Source organism: Xanthomarina sp. (genome assembly GCF_035306705.1).
GTDB lineage: Bacteria > Bacteroidota > Bacteroidia > Flavobacteriales > Flavobacteriaceae > Xanthomarina.
On the sequence record NZ_DATGNO010000080.1, the window covers coordinates 44664 to 61225 of the forward strand.

The window sequence follows — 16562 nt, forward strand, 5'->3', positions numbered from 1 at the left end:
GGAAACTTAGATGGAAAATATAATCTTAAATAAAAATATTAACTATAATTAAAAATTCCCTCTCCTTTGGAGCGGGTTAGTAGAGGAATGAAAAACGTAGCAGTAATAGGTGCTGGAACCATGGGAAATGGCATTGCACACACTTTTGCTCAAAGTGGATTTAAAGTACAACTTATAGATATTAGCGAAGCTTCTTTAAAACGAGGAATGGACACCATTTCTAGCAACTTGGATAGAATGGTTGCCAAAGAAAGAATTACCGAAGCTGAAAAAGTGGAAACCTTAGCAAACATAACTACTTTCACTAATATTAACGAAGGAGTAGCTCATGCTGGTTTAGTGGTTGAAGCTGCCACCGAGAACCTCGATTTAAAACTTAAAATTTTTAAGCAATTAGACGAGGCTTGTTCTAAAGACACCATTTTAGCTAGTAATACCTCTTCTATTTCCATTACGCAAATTGCTGCAGCAACTTCTCGACCAAGTCTGGTTATTGGAATGCACTTTATGAATCCGGTTCCGATTATGAAATTGGTGGAAATTATTCGTGGTTACAATACAAGCAACGAAGTAACCAATACCATTATGGAATTATCCAAAAAACTTGGCAAAACTCCAACCGAAGTCAATGATTATCCAGGATTTGTAGCCAATAGAATTTTAATGCCTATGCTTAACGAAGCTATAGAAACACTTTACAATGGTGTGGCTGGAGTTGAAGAAATTGATACAGTAATGAAACTTGGAATGGCACATCCAATGGGACCTTTACAACTAGCCGATTTTATTGGTTTGGACATTTGTTTATCTATTTTAAACGTGATGTACGATGGTTTTAAAAATCCAAAATACGCTCCTTGCCCACTTTTAGTAAACATGGTAATGGCTGGTAAGTTGGGCATCAAATCTGGCGAAGGTTTTTACGATTATTCTGAAAGTAGAAAAGCAGAAAAAGTGGCTGGACAATTTTTGAAGTAATTTTAATTACCGACTAACACTGTTTACTGAACACTGTTTACCGAACACCGAATACTTAAAAAAAATGGCAAGAATATATCCTTTTAAAGCAGTACGTCCTACTCGAGACAAAGTGAGTTTGGTTGCTGCTAGGCCGTATCAAAGTTATAGTAAAGAGCAATTGGAATCTAGGTTGCGAGACAATCCGTTTTCGTTTTTACAAATTGTAAATCCTGGATATAGATATGATAAGGAAATTTCTGGAGAATCAAGATATAACCTAGTAAGAAACAGGTATTTAGAATTTAAGGAAGACGGTATTTTTACTCAAGATGAAAAGCCCTGCTACTATATTTATAAAATTGTAGATCGAGAACAACAGGAGTTTAATGGGATTGTAGCCGCAGTGAGCAATTTAGATTACGAAACGGATGTTGTAAGGAAACATGAAGATACTATTGAATATCGTGAAGAGATTTTTAAAGAATATCTAAAAACGGTTGGATTTAATGCAGAACCTGTACTCCTAACCTATCCAGATAATCCGGCGATTAAATCTATTATAAACAAAATTCAAAAAGAACGTGCCGAATTCGAGTTTACCACCACGTATAGAGATACCCATTATTTATGGAAAGTAGAAAATGAAAAAACCATTGAAAGTCTAAAAAAGGAATTCAATGAAATTCCAACAATTTACATTGCAGATGGCCACCATAGATCGACTTCTTCATATTTGCTATATAAGGATTTAAAGGAAGCCAACCCCGAACACATTGGAAATGAGCCTTATAACTTTTTTATGAGTTATTTAATTCCGGAATCCGATTTACAGATCCATGCTTTCAATAGACTGGTTAAGGATTTAAACGGATTATCCAAAGAGGATTTTTTAATTCAATTAGACACTAATTACCGAATAGAAAACAGAGGTAAAACGCCATATCAACCCATAAAAAAACATCATTTTAGTATGTATTTAGATGGCGATTTCTATTCGCTTCATTTACGAAAAACCATTTACAATATGGAAACATCTTTAGACGGTTTAGATTCTCAAATTCTTTATAAAACTATATTAAACCCTATTTTAGGGATTGAAGATTTAAGAAACGACCAAAGAATTTCATATATTAATGGAAAGAAAGACCTAGTAAACATTAAAAGCAGTGTGGACAGTGGCGAGTTTAAAGTTGGTTTTGTAATGATTCCCGTGTGTGTGGAAGAAATGAAACAAATTGCAGACGACGGTCTAATTATGCCACCAAAGAGCACTTATATAGAGCCGAAATTGCGAAATGGTGTTACTATTTATGAATACTAAATTCCTGCGAAAACAGGAATCTCTTAATCGGAAGTTTATATAAATTACCAAGAATAAAAATTACATATGTCAATAGAACAGAATCTTAATAAGATAAAATCCTCTTTACCAGAACAAGTAACTCTTGTTGCCGTTTCTAAAACTAAATCTGTTAAAGAAATTATGGAAGCTTATCAAGCTGGACAACGCATTTTTGGAGAAAACAAAATCCAGGAAATGGTTGAAAAACATGGAGAGCTGCCAGAAGATATCAAATGGCACATGATTGGAAATGTACAAAGAAATAAAGTAAAACATATGGCTTCGTTTGTAAGCATGATCCATGGGGTTGAAAACTTTAGAACTCTCAAAGAAATCAACAAACAAGCTAAGAGAAATGATAGAATTATAGATTGTTTACTTCAAATTAAAATAGCATCGGAAGATTCTAAATTTGGGATGAGTCCAAGCGAAGCTTCAGACATATTAAAATCTAGCGAATTCCCAGAACTAAAAAACATCAAAGTCGTAGGAGTTATGGGAATGGCGACCTTTACAGACAACCAGGAGCAAATAGAAAAAGAGTTTAATTTATTAAAAACCACGTCAAACCAACTAAAAACCATACATTCGGAACTGGAAATTATTTCTATGGGAATGAGTGGCGACTACCCATTGGCTATAGCTTGTGGCAGCAACATGGTTCGTGTTGGAAGTAGTATCTTTGGAGAACGAAATTATTAAAATCAATGGATAGTTGTAATCGCTAATAACCGATTTCAACTTAATAACATTTAAAAAACAGCACACAATTTACGCTATATTAGACATAGAAACCACTGGTGGTAAGTACAACGAAGAAGGTATAACCGAAATAGCAATTTATAGATTTGATGGCCATAAAGTGGTTGATCAATTTATTAGTTTAGTGAATCCTGAGAGAGAAATCCAGCCTTTTGTTGTTAATCTTACAGGTATTAACAGCAACATGCTTAAAAATGCCCCTAAATTCTATGAGGTAGCCAGACGTATTATAGAAATTACCGAAGATTGTATTGTTGTTGCCCATAATGCAGATTTCGATTATAGAATTTTAAGAACCGAATTTAAACGTTTAGGTTTTCCGTATAAGCGTAGAACACTTTGTACCGTTTCTCTTTCTAAAACACTTATTCCAGACCAAGCATCCTACAGTTTAGGCAAACTTACACGAGCTTTAGGAATTCCAGTTAGCGACCGACATAGAGCTAATGGAGATGCAGTTGCAACGGTAAAACTCTTTAAGATGTTATTGGCAAAAGACATTGAAAAAGTAATTGTTCAAGATGCTATTAAAGTGGAACCTACCTTTAAAATGGAACCTAGTTTAAAACAAATTTTAAACAATCTCCCACATATTACTGGTGTCTATTATATTCATAATGAAAATGGCGAGATAATTTACATAGGGAAAAGCAAAAACATTAAAAACAGGGTCAGCCAGCATTTTACAAACCTAAATGGCAAGTCTAAAAAAATTCAGTTACAAACAGCTGCAGTTACCTACGATGCCACAGGAAATGAATTGATTGCCTTATTGAAGGAAAGTGAGGAAATTAAACGTAACAAACCTATTTTCAATAGAGCTTTGCGAAGAACTATTTTTACACATGCACTTTATAGTTTTGTGGATGAAGATGGCTACATCAATCTAAAAATCGATAAAGCAGATGGGAGAAAAAAAGCCATTACAACCTTCAGCACCAAAAGCAGCGCCAAACAATTTTTATTTAAAGCGGTAGAAGAATTCAATCTTTGTCAAAAACTATCAGATTTGGACCCAACAAAAGGCAGTTGTTTTAATTATACCATTAAACAATGTGAAGGTGCGTGTATAAAAGAAGAAACAGCTATATCCTATAACGATCGTGTTAATAAACTCATAGAAAAATACAGCTATAAAAATGCAAATATGGTGCTAGTAGATAAGGGCCGAGAAGTTGCAGAACGCAGTGTTATCTTAATAAAAGATGGTGTTTACATGGGTTTTGGTTATGTCAATCTTAATTATCAAATTTCCAATTTAAATGTTTTGGAATCGGTAATTACACCTATGGAAAACAATAGGGACACACAACATATTATTCAAAATTATTTAAGGAGAAATAAGCAAATAAAACTAATCCCACTTAATAACCCGTGAAAAAAATCTACCTAACCATCCTACTTATCACCCCATTAATTTTTCATGCGCAATCTGGTTTTAATTCAACTGATTATTCTGTAACCCATACCGATCTTAAAACAAATGTTTTTGAGAAAGATTCCACTGCCAATGCTTTAGTAATTTACGAGTATGGAAACACTTACATAGACGATAAAACGTTTAATCTCATTTCTGAAGTAAAGCGAAAAATAAAAATTATAAATACGAAGGGTTTTGATAGGGCCACAATAACCATTCTATTATACAACAACGGAAAGAAAAGAGAAAAACTTCGAGAAGTCACTGCAACCACTTATAATTTACAAGGAAATTCAGTAATCCACACAAAATTAATAGAAAGTGATATTTATGAAGAGCGATACAACGACAATTATACTTTGGCAAAGTTTACTCTTCCCAACGTTCAAGAAGGCTCTGTTATAACCTACAGTTACACCACCGAATCCCCTTATGTTTTTAATTATAAAGGCTGGGAATTCCAAGACGATATTCCAAAATTATACAGCGAATACAACACTAGTATTCCTGCAAATTATGAATACCACATTAAACTAGTAGGTTTTTTAAAGTTTACGGTGCACAAAAGCGAAATTAAAAAGTATTGTTTGACAGTACATGGTGGAGGACATTCGGATTGTACTGATTCCAAATATGTTATGGAAGATATTCCCGCTTTTAAAGAAGAAGACTACATGACCACTAAAGATAATTATTTGGCTAAAATTGGTTACGAACTCAATACCGTAAAAACATTTGATGGGAGAACAGACAAAATAAGCAAAACTTGGAAAGATGTAGATAAGGAATTAAGAGCGGACAGTAGGTTTGGAAAACAACTCAACGTAAAAATTTCAAACAACTCGTTTATGTCTGAAACGGATGATTTACAACGAGCTAGAAATATATTCTCCTATGTTCAAAACTCCTATACATGGAATGGGGATTTTAATATTTTTGGCGATGTTTCAGTAAAAAACCTCATGAAAAACAAATCTGGAAACGTTTCGGAAATAAACATGCTCCTGCACAATCTTCTTGAAGAAAACAAAATAAAGGTTCATGCTGTTTTATTATCCACAAGAAACAATGGTTTTGCCACCAAAATATTTCCTATTATTTCAGAGTTTAATTATTTAATTGTTCAAGCCACAATTAACAATGAAACTTATTTATTGGATGCCACAGATGAATATTTACCTTTTGGGGAACTCCCATTTAGATGCTTGAACCAAGAAGGTAGAATGCTTGATTTTAAAAACGGTAGCTCTTGGATAGATTTAACCCCAAATAAATTATCGTTAATTCAATACAAGGTAGATTTAAAGTTAAAAGAAGACCATCTTTTAGCTGGAAAACTAAACACAACAGCTACAGGTTATCATTCCTTAGCTTTAAAAAAGGAATATCACGCAGGCCATACTGCTTATTTAAATGGATATAAAGAAAAGTACCATTCAGTAAACTTTATAGATCATTCAGTAAGCAGTAAAGAGAAATCCAGCGATACGTTTTCAGAAGAATTTAACATAGAATACACTGCAGAAGAAATAGGCGGAAATCTCTATATCAATGCGTTTTTAATCAAATTAATGGACGAAAACCCTTTAAAACTTCAAGAAAGAACCTATCCCATAGATTTTGGTTTTCAAGATGCCTTTTTATATACATTAAAAGTAGATTTAAATGAAAACTACGAAGTACTTGAAACTCCAAAAGATTTAACTATTAGCTTGCCTAACAATAAAGGTCTTTTAATTTTTAGTACAAAAATAATTGAAGATGCCATTATCTTATATTTCAAGTTTAACTTCAAAGAGGCTATCTACAATCCGGAGTATTACGAAAGTTTAAAACAATTTATGGGTACACTTGTGGATATTCAAAAAAACTCCCTAATCGTATTAAAGCATAAATAGATTTTCTTTTATTACTTTTGACCTTATGGCTGAAAAAAAACCACTTGCCGACTGGAAAATAAAGGTTCATGATATTATTTATGAAGCTGAAACACCTGCAGGAAAGTTATTCGATATTATTTTACTTATAGCCATTGTAGCAAGTATTTTGCTAGTTATGTTAGAAAGTGTGGAGTCTTTAGACAAACAATATCACACGTTTTTTAATATTTCAGAATGGGTTATAACCATCATGTTTTCAATAGAATATATCTTACGGATTATTTCTGTTAAAAGACCACTTAGATACGTTACTAGCTTTTATGGAATTATCGATTTACTATCAACTATTCCAAAATACCTTTCCTTAATATTTGTAGGCACTCATGCTCTTGTAGCTTTTAGAGCCATTAGATTGTTACGTGTTTTTAGAATATTAAAACTGGTTCGGTTTTTATCAGCATCCAATCATTTAGCTACGGCCTTAAAAGCGAGTAGAGCAAAAATTATGGTCTTTGTGCTTGCCATGGTTATTACAACCATTATTTTAGGTACAGTTATGTACCTGGTTGAAGGTAAAGAAAATGGTTTTGATAATATCCCTAAAAGTGTGTACTGGTGTATCGTTACACTTACCACTGTTGGTTTTGGAGACATCACACCACAAACACCCTTAGGTCAAGTTATAGCTTCATTTGTAATGATTATGGGTTATGGAATTATTGCTGTACCAACAGGAATAGTTACGGCAGAATATGCTAAGCATGATAAAGGAACTGATTCAAATAACCATAATGCAAATGCCATTTCTCCAATACCTAAACACCCAAGGAATACAGACTCCAATTCACTGTCTTGTCCTAATTGTTTAAATGAAAACCATAAGGATTCAGCTAAATTTTGTCACGAATGTGGTCATGATTTAAACACAATATCATAAAACCTTTAAGTTATTACTAGCAAAGGCAACCATAAGTATTTAATTTCTATTGTAGGACCAACTGCAATTGGAAAAACAGCGCTAAGTATCAAGTTAGCGCACTATTTTAATACCGAAATAATCTCGGCAGACTCCAGACAATTCTATAAAGAAATGTCTATTGGCACAGCTGCACCTACTCCAACCGAATTGGCTGCAGCCAAGCACCATTTTATTCATCATAAATCCATTGAAGACAACTATAATGTAGGCGCGTTTGAAAAAGATGCCTTACAGCTATTAGAAATATTGTTTAAAACACATGATGTGGTAATAATGGTTGGAGGCTCTGGCTTGTATGTAGATGCTGTAATTAATGGCTTGGATAGTTTTCCTGAAATCGATTCCAAGATTCGAGAAGATTTAAACAAACAGTTGGAAATTGAAGGTCTAGAGACACTTCAAGAAAAATTGGAAATATTAGATCCAGAATCCTACAAAAACATAGCTATCGACAATCCGAAACGAGTTATTCGTGCTTTGGAAATCTGTATCGGATCTGGACAGCCTTATTCCTTTTTTTTAAATAAAGAAAAAGAAAACAGACCCTTTAAAGCCATTCATATTGGTTTAACCGCCGAGAGAGAGGTTATCTATCAAAGAATTAACCAACGGGTCGATATCATGATGCAACAAGGTTTATTGGAAGAAGTAAAAGCGTTGATAGATAAACAAGAACTCAATGCCTTAAACACGGTAGGCTATAAAGAGCTATTTAAATATCTTAAAGGTGAATGGTATTTAGATTTTGCCATTTCTGAAATAAAGAAAAACTCCCGGAGATATGCAAAAAGACAACTTACTTGGTTTCGGAAAAAAGACAATCATCTTTGGTTCGATTATAAAACATCTATAGACACCATAGTAGAGGCAATAAATTTGAAAATAGCCGAGAAAACCTAAAAGAAAAACATTTAAAAAACCCAGCTAAATCTTGGATGTTAGCTGGGTTTATTCAAATAAAATAAATAAAAAAACCGAAGCTATGAACTTCGGTTTTTTACTATATAATTAGTAGCTACTATAATTTAAATAATAAACCAAAAGCAGCATTACCTCCAAATGGGTTAGCAACGTCTCCAAAACCTAAGTTGAAATTTGTTTCTGCTTTAGCTCCAGTAACATCTGCCTTCGTACTTGAAAAAGATAATAAGTTCTTTAAACCAAAGGTTAAAGCAATCTTTTCGGTTACAAAATAGTTGATACCTAAGTCTAAACCAGCACCAAAAGTGTTGTTAGTTACATCTACAATCTTGTCTTTGTCACTTGTGTAACCAAGACCAAGTTCTGTATACGTTTTAAAACGTTTTCCTAAATCTAAAAAGTAATAACGTCCAAATACACCTGCACCAAAACCAGAACGGTCATTAGTATCAGTACCAGCAACTTCTCTCTTATAAGAAGAATAAGCTACATCGATTCCTACAGCTAAATTCTCCATAATAAAGTATCCTGCTTTAGGGCTAATGTTAAAGTTGTTAGTTTTAGTTTCTGAATTTTTGTCGTTTGTACTACCAAATCCAACAGTACCTTCTATAAAGATATCACCTTCATCAAAACCAAAAGAACCTTCCTCTTGATTGTTAGCATATCCTAAAGTGCTTACGCTTTCTTGTGCATTAACGTTAGCAAATCCAAAGACTACTACCGCAGCCATAATTAATGATTTTTTCATAATAAATTTGAGATTATAATTGTTTTTTAATTATTCGGCAAAATTAAACATTATATCTATTCTGACCTACAAAAAAGTGAGAATCTTCTTCTTAAAAATAAACACAAAACAACCGACCTATAACTGCCTATATTTTAATGGCTTAAGCAGGTGTTAAAAAATTAAAATTTATTTTAATCATGAAAAAAACGCAAAAAAAAAGACTATCTTTTCAGACAGTCTCTTGTATTTATATGGATTATAGAAATTAGAATGAAAACTCTACTCCTAAACCAATGGTTGACCAATCTCCTCCATCTAAGCTTACGCCTGTGTAAGAAATATTGGCACCAATCATATCAGTAAAGCTATATCCAACTCTTGGACGGTAGTAAAAACCACCATCATTACCGTCGTTAATTCCAATAGCATAACCTAAATCGGCTCCAACATAAAGCGCATCTGTAGCATTAAAACGTGCTGCAGCAGCAACAGGAATAAACTGTACATCATCATAATCTACTTCAACTGAATAACCGAAAATATTGATAGATTCAGTTTTACCAAAAGCATTAGTAAAACCTGTGGCACCACCAACAGAAAATTTATCAGAAACCTCAATTAAATAAGCTGCATCTAAACCAATACTAAAAGATGAGACATCTCCTGCATCACCAACTGGTAAAGCAAAGTTTGCACCTACTTTGAATCCTCCTTGAGCACTCATTACTGAAAATCCGAAAACTGCAATTGCTGCAGTAAATAATAATTTTTTCATAATTTATTAAGTTTTTAAATTGATAGAACAAACTAAGTACTTTTTTTTCAATTTACGAACAAAATAACTCATAATTATCAACATTTATAAGAGGCTGTAATTCTAAACACCTACTAATCAGCATGATGTGTAATAAGTTATTAACAATTTATATCAATTCTAGCTTTAATTATCTCTAACCCGCTTATTTAACTAGTCTATTTAGTTTATTTTTGCACTAATGAAATGGGAACACGCCTTAAAAGACTATAAACTTTACTTGAAAATTGAAAGAGGACTTTCTGCCAATTCCATTGCCAGCTATGGTTTGGATGTAGAAAAGTTAATGAAATTTTTGGAGGCTAACAAAATGCCAGCTAATCCTATATCTATTACCAAAGAAAGCATTCAGCCTTTTATTTACGAAACTGCCAAGCATGTAAATGCCAGAAGCCAATCTAGAATTATTTCTGGGCTTCGAAGTTTTTTTAACTATCTCATTTTTGAGGATTATAGAACGGATAATCCTTTAGAGTTAATAGAATCCCCAAAAACAGGTCGAAAACTTCCAGACACACTTTCATTAGAGGATATTAACCATTTAATTGAAGCTATAGATTTAAGCAAACCTGAAGGCGAACGCAATCGAGCTATGCTAGAAACCTTATACAGTTGTGGCCTGCGTGTTAGCGAGTTGACCAACTTAAAGATTTCTGATTTATTTTTTGAGGAAGGTTTTATAAAAGTTACTGGAAAAGGAGACAAACAACGCTTTGTACCCATTGTAGAATCCGCTCAGAAATACATTAATTTATATAAAAAGGAGATCCGAGTTCATTTAGACATTCAAAAAGGACATGAAGACACCTTGTTTTTAAACCGAAGAGGAAAACAGCTTACCCGAGCTATGATTTTCACCATTATCAAACAACTTGCCGTAAAGATAGATTTAAAGAAAAGCATTTCCCCACATACCTTTAGACACTCGTTTGCCACGCACCTATTAGAAAACGGAGCCGACTTAAGAACCATTCAACTCATGTTGGGTCATGAAAGTATTACCACAACCGAAATCTATATGCATGTGGATAAAAGTCATTTAAAAAATGTGCTTCATAGCTTTCATCCAAGAAAATAAACAAAACTTTCTTGTGTATTACTATTTAGATAGCTGATTATTAACTATTTTAGTAGTGAAAACTATAGCATTTTTTAGATTCTCCCCATATTAACTTCAAAACTATCTTAAAAATTGTTTAGAAAATATGGATTTTAAAAACTCAAAAATATCAAACGATTTAAATTCCCTCAACGGTTACAACGAAAAACGCATGTGGCAGTTAGCCGTTGAAATGACCAATGTTGGCGTATGGGAGTTTAACGCTATAAGCAACAAGGTGTATTTCTCTGAGGCCTCCAAACGCATTATTGGTTTTGAAAACGACCCAACATTTGGCGACAACATAAACGCTTGGAACGATCGTGTACATCCAGAAGATAGAGACAAGTATTTTCAAGATTTCCAAGATCATATCCATGGTGTAAAAAACCTGTATGTTAATGAACACCGTATAAAATGCAAAGACGGCAGTTATAAGTGGATTTTGGATAAAGGAAAAATTACTGAAAGAGATGCCAATGGCAATCCCATTCGGTTTATTGGAACCCATGTTGATATTAGCAAGCATGTTGAAAGTGAAATCAAATTAACCGACACGCTTAATATTATAACCAAACAAAACAATCAGCTTAAAAACTTCGCACATATTGTTACACATAATTTAAAACAACATGCTGCCAATTTTGAAAGTCTCCTTATTTTTTATGAAGAAGCCACATCCAACCATGAGAAAGAGGAAATAATAACTTATTTAAATACCTTATCTGCGTCCTTAACAAAAACTATAGGAAATTTAACTGAGATTGTGTCTGTTCAAAACAATCGAACAGCCCGAATAGAAAAACTATATCTGGCAAAAGAAGTCAACCATATCCTAAATGTACTAAACATGGTTATTTCAGAAAACAATGCTAAAATCACCAATCACATCAACCCTAATTTATATGTTTATTACAACCCATCTTACATTGAAAGCATCATTCAAAACCTATTGACCAATGCTATTAAATATAAGCATCCAGATAGGGATCCAGAAATTAAGATTGAAAGTGTTATTGATGATAAAAACATACAAATTAAAATATCCGACAATGGCCTAGGAATCGATTTAGTGAAGTTTGGCGATTCAATATTTGGACTTTATAAAACCTTTCATAAAAACAAAGATGCGGAAGGAGTTGGTTTATATCTGATAAAAAATCAAATAGAAACTTATGGTGGGAAAATTGAGGTTGAAAGTGAAGTTAATGTGGGCACTTGTTTTACCATTAGCATTCCAAACGAAAAAAGAATAACGCCTAGTGAAGCTATTCCAAGTTAAGCCCTAAGCCACACGTGTACTTGAATTTTAAAATTTAGTTCTGTTTCTACTGGATTCTGAATTTTTATCGAAATTCTTCTATCTAAAGCATCTAAGAAGTGAGAATTACAAAAATTATTAGAGATTTTCCGACCTAAAAAATTTAATTTGTTGTTAAAAGGTTTTCTATATCAGAGTAAACGTTATTTTTGTAAATAAACAAATAAGAATGCAGTTTAAACATCCTGAACTTCTTTACGCTTTATTTGCGCTGCTTATCCCAATTCTTATTCACCTATTTCAACTTAGAAAGTTTAAAAAGCAGGCGTTTACCAATGTGGCGTTTCTTAAAAAAGTAACGGCCCAAAGCAGAAAAAGTTCTCAAATAAAAAAATGGCTCATTTTATTTACAAGAATGTTGGTGTTTGCAGCTCTAATTTTTGCATTTGCCCAACCTTTCACTTCAAAAATAAATGCGCTAAACACCCAAAAAGAAACAGTAGTGTATATAGATAACTCCTTTAGCATGCAAGCCAAAGGCGAAGAAGGTGAATTACTTAAAAGAGCCGTCCAAGATCTCATTGAAAACCTAGAGGTAACAGAAAATTTCTCGGTTTTCACAAATAACTACACTTTTAAAAACACAACAATTACTGCTATTAAAAATGAATTGCTACAACTGGACTACGCTTCCAACCAACTTAACTACGACGCTGTTTTATTAAAAGGCAAAAACCTCTTTTCCACCAATTCAGGAAACCAACAACAGTTAATCCTGGTGTCGGATTTTCAAACCAAGGAAACGGCATTCACACCCACATTAGATTCTTTAATAAGTCTCCATGCCGTTCAATTAAAACCTGTAAACTCCAACAACCTGTCTATTGACAGCTTATACATTTCTAACAAAACACCATTAAACATCGAGCTTACAGCACATGTTTCCAACCAAGGAAAACCGCTAAAAAACATTCCAATCTCTTTGTTCAATAATGAAAATCTAATAGCAAAAACAGCCATAGATATTGAACAAAATGCTACAGCTGTTTTTACTGTAAACAATGAAGAAAGCGTAAACGGAAGCATTGTTATTGACGATATCAACCTAGCTTTCGACAATACCTTGTTTTTTAGTATCAATAAAGCAACTAAAGCAAACGTACTTGCCATAAACGAAAGCGACGATACGTTTTTAAAACGAATTTATTCGGAAAATGAATTTCAATATACTTCAGTCTCTTTAAATGAGCTCAATTATAGCGACATTGAAAACCAAAACCTCATTGTTTTAAACGAATTGGAAAGCATCCCAAATTCTTTAACAACCGCTCTAAAGGCTTTTACCGATAAAGGTGGTTTTCTAATGATCATTCCATCAGAAAAAAGTGATTTACAAACCTATAACGACTTGTTGCTGCCATACAACATGCGTTTTACTGCATTAAATTCTTCAGAAAAGAGAATTACAACCATCCATTATTCACATCCACTTTATAAGGATGTTTTTAATAAAGAGGTTTCTAACTTCCAATATCCTAAAGTTCAAAGTTTTTACACACTAAACAGTTCCAATGGAAGTACGCCATTACAATTTGAAGATGGCAAAGCATTTTTAACAAAAAGTGACCAAGTTTATGCGTTTTCAGCTTCCTTAAAAACTGAAAATTCAAACTTTAAAAATTCGCCTTTAATAGTTCCTACGCTTTACAACGTTGGAAAACAGAGTTTAAAAACCTCGGAATTGTACTATGTTATCGGGGAAGAAAATAAATTTGACATTCCAATAAGTTTACAACAGGACGATATTTTAATGATGACTTTAAATGATGAAAGTTTGATTCCGCAACAGCAATATTTCAATAATAAAGTCCAAATTACAACGAATGATGTTCCGGCTACAGCAGGAACTTATACGGTAAGCAATAAACTGGATTTTATAGAAAATATCAGTTATAATTATAAAAGAGACGAAAGTATGTTGCAATATCAAGATCTTTCGGGTATAAAACACATCAACTTATCCCATTCCCTACCCGATTTATTAGGGAATTTAAAAAGTGACTCAAAAATTAACGAGCTATGGAAATGGTTTGTTATTTTTGCACTAGGCTTTCTAGCCATTGAACTGCTCATCTTAAAATACTTTAAATGAACGCACTTTTAAAATCTGCCACAATTATCGACCCTAAAAGCGATTTCCATAATCAAACGGTTGATATTTTAATTGAAAATGGTGTGATTACCGAAATTTCAAAAACACTAAAAAACCCTAAAAGCATTCAGGAAATAGATTTAAAAAATCTGCATGTATCCCAAGGCTGGTTTGATAGTAGCGTGAGTTTTGGAGAACCTGGTTACGAAGAACGTGAAACCATAGAAAATGGTTTAAAAACAGCGGCGCTTTCAGGTTTTACGTCTGTGGCATTAAACCCCAACACAAATCCAGTAATCGATTGCAATTCTGATGTGTCTTTTGTAAAAGCAAAAGCAGAAAAACATGCTGTTAACCTCTACCCTATTGGTGCTTTAACCAAAGAAAGCAAAGGAGTGGATTTGGCTGAATTATTCGATATGAAAAATGCGGGTGCCATAGCTTTTGGTGACTATGAAAAACCTATAGAAAATCCGAATTTACTTAAAATAGCCTTGCAATATGCCAGTAATTTTGATGGCTTGGTACTTTCTTTTCCACAAGAAAATAAAATTTCAGGAAAAGGTGTTATGAACGAACAGTTTACCAGTACTTCTATAGGATTGAAAGGCAATCCAAATATGGCCGAAGAATTGCAAATTTCCAGAGATTTGTTCTTATTGGAATACACGGAGGGAAAACTTCATATTCCAACCATTTCTACAGCAAAATCGGTGGAACTGATTCGCGAGGCAAAAAGGAAAAAATTGAATGTAAGTTGTAGTGTGGCCATTCATAATCTAATTATAACAGACGAGAGTTTAACCACTTTTAATACCAACTTTAAAGTACTTCCGCCTTTGCGTACCAAAGAAGATATAAGTGCTTTAATAGATGGTTTAAAAGATGGCACGATAGATATGGTAACTAGCAATCATAACCCGATTGACATAGAGCATAAAAAAATTGAGTTCGATTTTGCCAAATACGGAACTCTTGGTTTAGAATCTGCTTTTGGTATTTTAAACTCCCATTTTAGTACAAAAAAAACCATCGATTATTTAACCAAAGGAAAAAACAGATTTGGAGTAACTTCTCAAGCTATTGCTATAGGAAACAAAGCCGATTTAAGTTTGTTTAATCCTAATGGGACACAAAAATTCACGAAAGATGCTATTAAATCGACTTCAAAAAACGCCATCTTCCTTGGTTACGAAACCAAAGGCAAGGTATATGGTATTGTTGCTAATAATAAACTTATTTTAAATTAAATTCATGATAGATCAAACCGTTCAAGAAGGAAAGACCATGGCAATTATTAGTTATTTGACCTTTATTGGGTTAATAGTAGCTATTATAATGAATCTTGAGAAAAAGAATCCCTTTACCTTTTTTCATGTCCGACAGATGTTGGGATTAATCATTATGCTTCTTTTTTCAAATTTAGTTGAAGAATATGTCAACAGTTTGTTAGGGACTAGCTTTTGGATTATAACCTTTGTTTGTTGGCTTTTTGGAATATTTTATGCTTCAAAAGGACAAGCAAAACCAATTCCCGTTCTTGGAGAAAAATTCCAGGAATGGTTCAAAAATATTAATTAAAAAAACACAGTAAATTGAGCTTAACATATATTACTAGACCATCTACCTTAAAAGAAAATGCGCCATTATTAATAATGTGCCATGGCTATGGAAGTGATGAGAACGACTTATTTTCTTTTGCTTCAGAATTACCTGAGGAATTATTTATTATTTCACTTAAAGCACCATATCCATTACAACCCTATGGAAATGCGTGGTTTGCCATTAATTTTGATGCAGATCAAAACAAATGGAGCGACGACGAGCAAGCCAAAACTTCAAGGGATTTAATAGCCAAATTTATAGACGAAGCTTGTAGTAAATACCCAGTAAATAAGGATAATGTTACTATTTTAGGATTTAGTCAAGGTACTATTTTAAGTTATGCTGTGGCTTTAACTTATCCTGAAAAAGTAAACCAAGTTATTGCTTTAAGTGGCTATATTAATACGAAGATTATTCCTGAAAACCTTACCGGAAAAGACTATTCACATTTAAGTTTTTATTGCTCGCACGGCAGTGTCGATCAGGTATTACCTGTTGAATGGGCTAGAGAAGCACCAAAATTCTTAAATGCTTTAAACATTGAGAACCAGTATTCCGAATTTCCTGTGGGTCACGGTGTTGCTCCACAGAATTTTTACGAGCTCAAAAAATGGTTAATCGATAGAATTTAGAG

General features: G+C 33.2%; 15 protein-coding genes. 13 read left to right on the top strand and 2 right to left on the bottom strand.

Features of this window, described 5'->3' with window-relative positions:
- The first annotated feature begins 87 nt into the window (after positions 1 to 87).
- From VKY47_RS07070 to miaA, 7 genes are all read left to right on the top strand, one after another.
- Positions 88 to 978 carry a 3-hydroxyacyl-CoA dehydrogenase family protein gene (locus VKY47_RS07070; RefSeq protein ID WP_324311565.1) on the top strand — a complete coding sequence of 297 codons (891 nt, stop codon included), beginning with the start codon at positions 88 to 90 and terminating at the stop codon, positions 976 to 978.
- 64 nt (positions 979 to 1042) lie between these two features.
- Positions 1043 to 2281 (top strand): DUF1015 domain-containing protein, encoded by a 1239-nt coding sequence (locus VKY47_RS07075; RefSeq protein WP_324311566.1) that lies wholly within the window; start codon positions 1043 to 1045, stop codon positions 2279 to 2281.
- Between the two features lie 66 nt (positions 2282 to 2347).
- Positions 2348 to 3004: a YggS family pyridoxal phosphate-dependent enzyme gene (locus tag VKY47_RS07080; RefSeq protein ID WP_324311567.1), complete on the top strand. Its 657-nt coding sequence runs from the start codon at positions 2348 to 2350 to the stop codon at positions 3002 to 3004.
- Between the two features lie 67 nt (positions 3005 to 3071).
- Positions 3072 to 4442 carry an exonuclease domain-containing protein gene (locus tag VKY47_RS07085; RefSeq protein WP_324311623.1) on the top strand — a complete coding sequence of 457 codons (1371 nt, stop codon included), beginning with the start codon at positions 3072 to 3074 and terminating at the stop codon, positions 4440 to 4442.
- The gene (locus VKY47_RS07090) at positions 4439 to 6382 is read left to right on the top strand and encodes a DUF3857 domain-containing protein (RefSeq protein ID WP_324311568.1); all 1944 of its coding nucleotides are present in this window, start codon (positions 4439 to 4441) and stop codon (positions 6380 to 6382) included. Before VKY47_RS07085 ends, VKY47_RS07090 begins: the two co-directional genes overlap by 4 nt.
- Positions 6383 to 6407: 25 nt before the next feature.
- Entirely contained in the window at positions 6408 to 7301 is an 894-nt protein-coding gene (locus VKY47_RS07095; RefSeq protein ID WP_324311569.1) for an ion transporter, read from the top strand.
- Between the two features lie 12 nt (positions 7302 to 7313).
- Positions 7314 to 8243, top strand: a complete 930-nt coding sequence (gene miaA / locus VKY47_RS07100) for a tRNA (adenosine(37)-N6)-dimethylallyltransferase MiaA (RefSeq protein WP_324311625.1) — start codon at positions 7314 to 7316, stop codon at positions 8241 to 8243.
- 118 nt (positions 8244 to 8361) lie between these two features.
- Here the strand turns inward: miaA and VKY47_RS07105 are convergent, their stop codons facing one another.
- Complete coding sequence (locus VKY47_RS07105; RefSeq protein ID WP_324311570.1) at positions 8362 to 9015, bottom strand: outer membrane beta-barrel protein; 654 nt, start codon at positions 9013 to 9015, stop codon at positions 8362 to 8364.
- A 247-nt stretch (positions 9016 to 9262) separates the two neighbouring features.
- Entirely contained in the window at positions 9263 to 9772 is a 510-nt protein-coding gene (locus tag VKY47_RS07110) for an outer membrane beta-barrel protein (protein ID WP_324311571.1), read from the bottom strand.
- Positions 9773 to 9992: 220 nt separating this feature from the next.
- Between VKY47_RS07110 and xerD the strand changes: the two genes are divergently transcribed.
- From xerD to VKY47_RS07140, 6 genes are all read left to right on the top strand, one after another.
- Positions 9993 to 10889 carry a site-specific tyrosine recombinase XerD gene (xerD, locus tag VKY47_RS07115; protein WP_324311572.1) on the top strand — a complete coding sequence of 299 codons (897 nt, stop codon included), beginning with the start codon at positions 9993 to 9995 and terminating at the stop codon, positions 10887 to 10889.
- Between the two features lie 127 nt (positions 10890 to 11016).
- Positions 11017 to 12192 (top strand): sensor histidine kinase, encoded by a 1176-nt coding sequence (locus tag VKY47_RS07120; protein ID WP_324311573.1) that lies wholly within the window; start codon positions 11017 to 11019, stop codon positions 12190 to 12192.
- 208 nt (positions 12193 to 12400) lie between these two features.
- The gene (locus VKY47_RS07125) at positions 12401 to 14323 is read left to right on the top strand and encodes a BatA domain-containing protein (protein ID WP_324311574.1); all 1923 of its coding nucleotides are present in this window, start codon (positions 12401 to 12403) and stop codon (positions 14321 to 14323) included.
- On the top strand, positions 14320 to 15573 hold the full coding sequence (locus VKY47_RS07130; RefSeq protein WP_324311575.1) for a dihydroorotase: 1254 nt from the start codon (positions 14320 to 14322) through the stop codon (positions 15571 to 15573). The genes VKY47_RS07125 and VKY47_RS07130 overlap by 4 nt, the downstream gene beginning before the upstream one ends.
- Positions 15574 to 15577: 4 nt before the next feature.
- Positions 15578 to 15904 carry a DUF4870 domain-containing protein gene (locus VKY47_RS07135; RefSeq protein WP_324311576.1) on the top strand — a complete coding sequence of 109 codons (327 nt, stop codon included), beginning with the start codon at positions 15578 to 15580 and terminating at the stop codon, positions 15902 to 15904.
- 14 nt (positions 15905 to 15918) lie between these two features.
- Positions 15919 to 16560, top strand: a complete 642-nt coding sequence (locus VKY47_RS07140; RefSeq protein ID WP_324311578.1) for an alpha/beta hydrolase — start codon at positions 15919 to 15921, stop codon at positions 16558 to 16560.
- Positions 16561 to 16562 lie beyond the last annotated feature (2 nt).

Coding starts and splice junctions, on each gene's coding strand:
- VKY47_RS07070 (WP_324311565.1), top strand. CDS start 88: ATGAAAAACGTAGCAGTAATAGGTGCTGGAACCATGGGAAATGGCATT.
- VKY47_RS07095 (WP_324311569.1), top strand. CDS start 6,408: ATGGCTGAAAAAAAACCACTTGCCGACTGGAAAATAAAGGTTCATGAT.
- VKY47_RS07105 (WP_324311570.1), bottom strand. CDS start 9,015: ATGAAAAAATCATTAATTATGGCTGCGGTAGTAGTCTTTGGATTTGCT.
- VKY47_RS07120 (WP_324311573.1), top strand. CDS start 11,017: ATGGATTTTAAAAACTCAAAAATATCAAACGATTTAAATTCCCTCAAC.
- VKY47_RS07135 (WP_324311576.1), top strand. CDS start 15,578: ATGATAGATCAAACCGTTCAAGAAGGAAAGACCATGGCAATTATTAGT.
- VKY47_RS07125 (WP_324311574.1), top strand. CDS start 12,401: ATGCAGTTTAAACATCCTGAACTTCTTTACGCTTTATTTGCGCTGCTT.
- VKY47_RS07075 (WP_324311566.1), top strand. CDS start 1,043: ATGGCAAGAATATATCCTTTTAAAGCAGTACGTCCTACTCGAGACAAA.
- VKY47_RS07080 (WP_324311567.1), top strand. CDS start 2,348: ATGTCAATAGAACAGAATCTTAATAAGATAAAATCCTCTTTACCAGAA.
- xerD (WP_324311572.1), top strand. CDS start 9,993: ATGAAATGGGAACACGCCTTAAAAGACTATAAACTTTACTTGAAAATT.
- VKY47_RS07130 (WP_324311575.1), top strand. CDS start 14,320: ATGAACGCACTTTTAAAATCTGCCACAATTATCGACCCTAAAAGCGAT.
- VKY47_RS07110 (WP_324311571.1), bottom strand. CDS start 9,772: ATGAAAAAATTATTATTTACTGCAGCAATTGCAGTTTTCGGATTTTCA.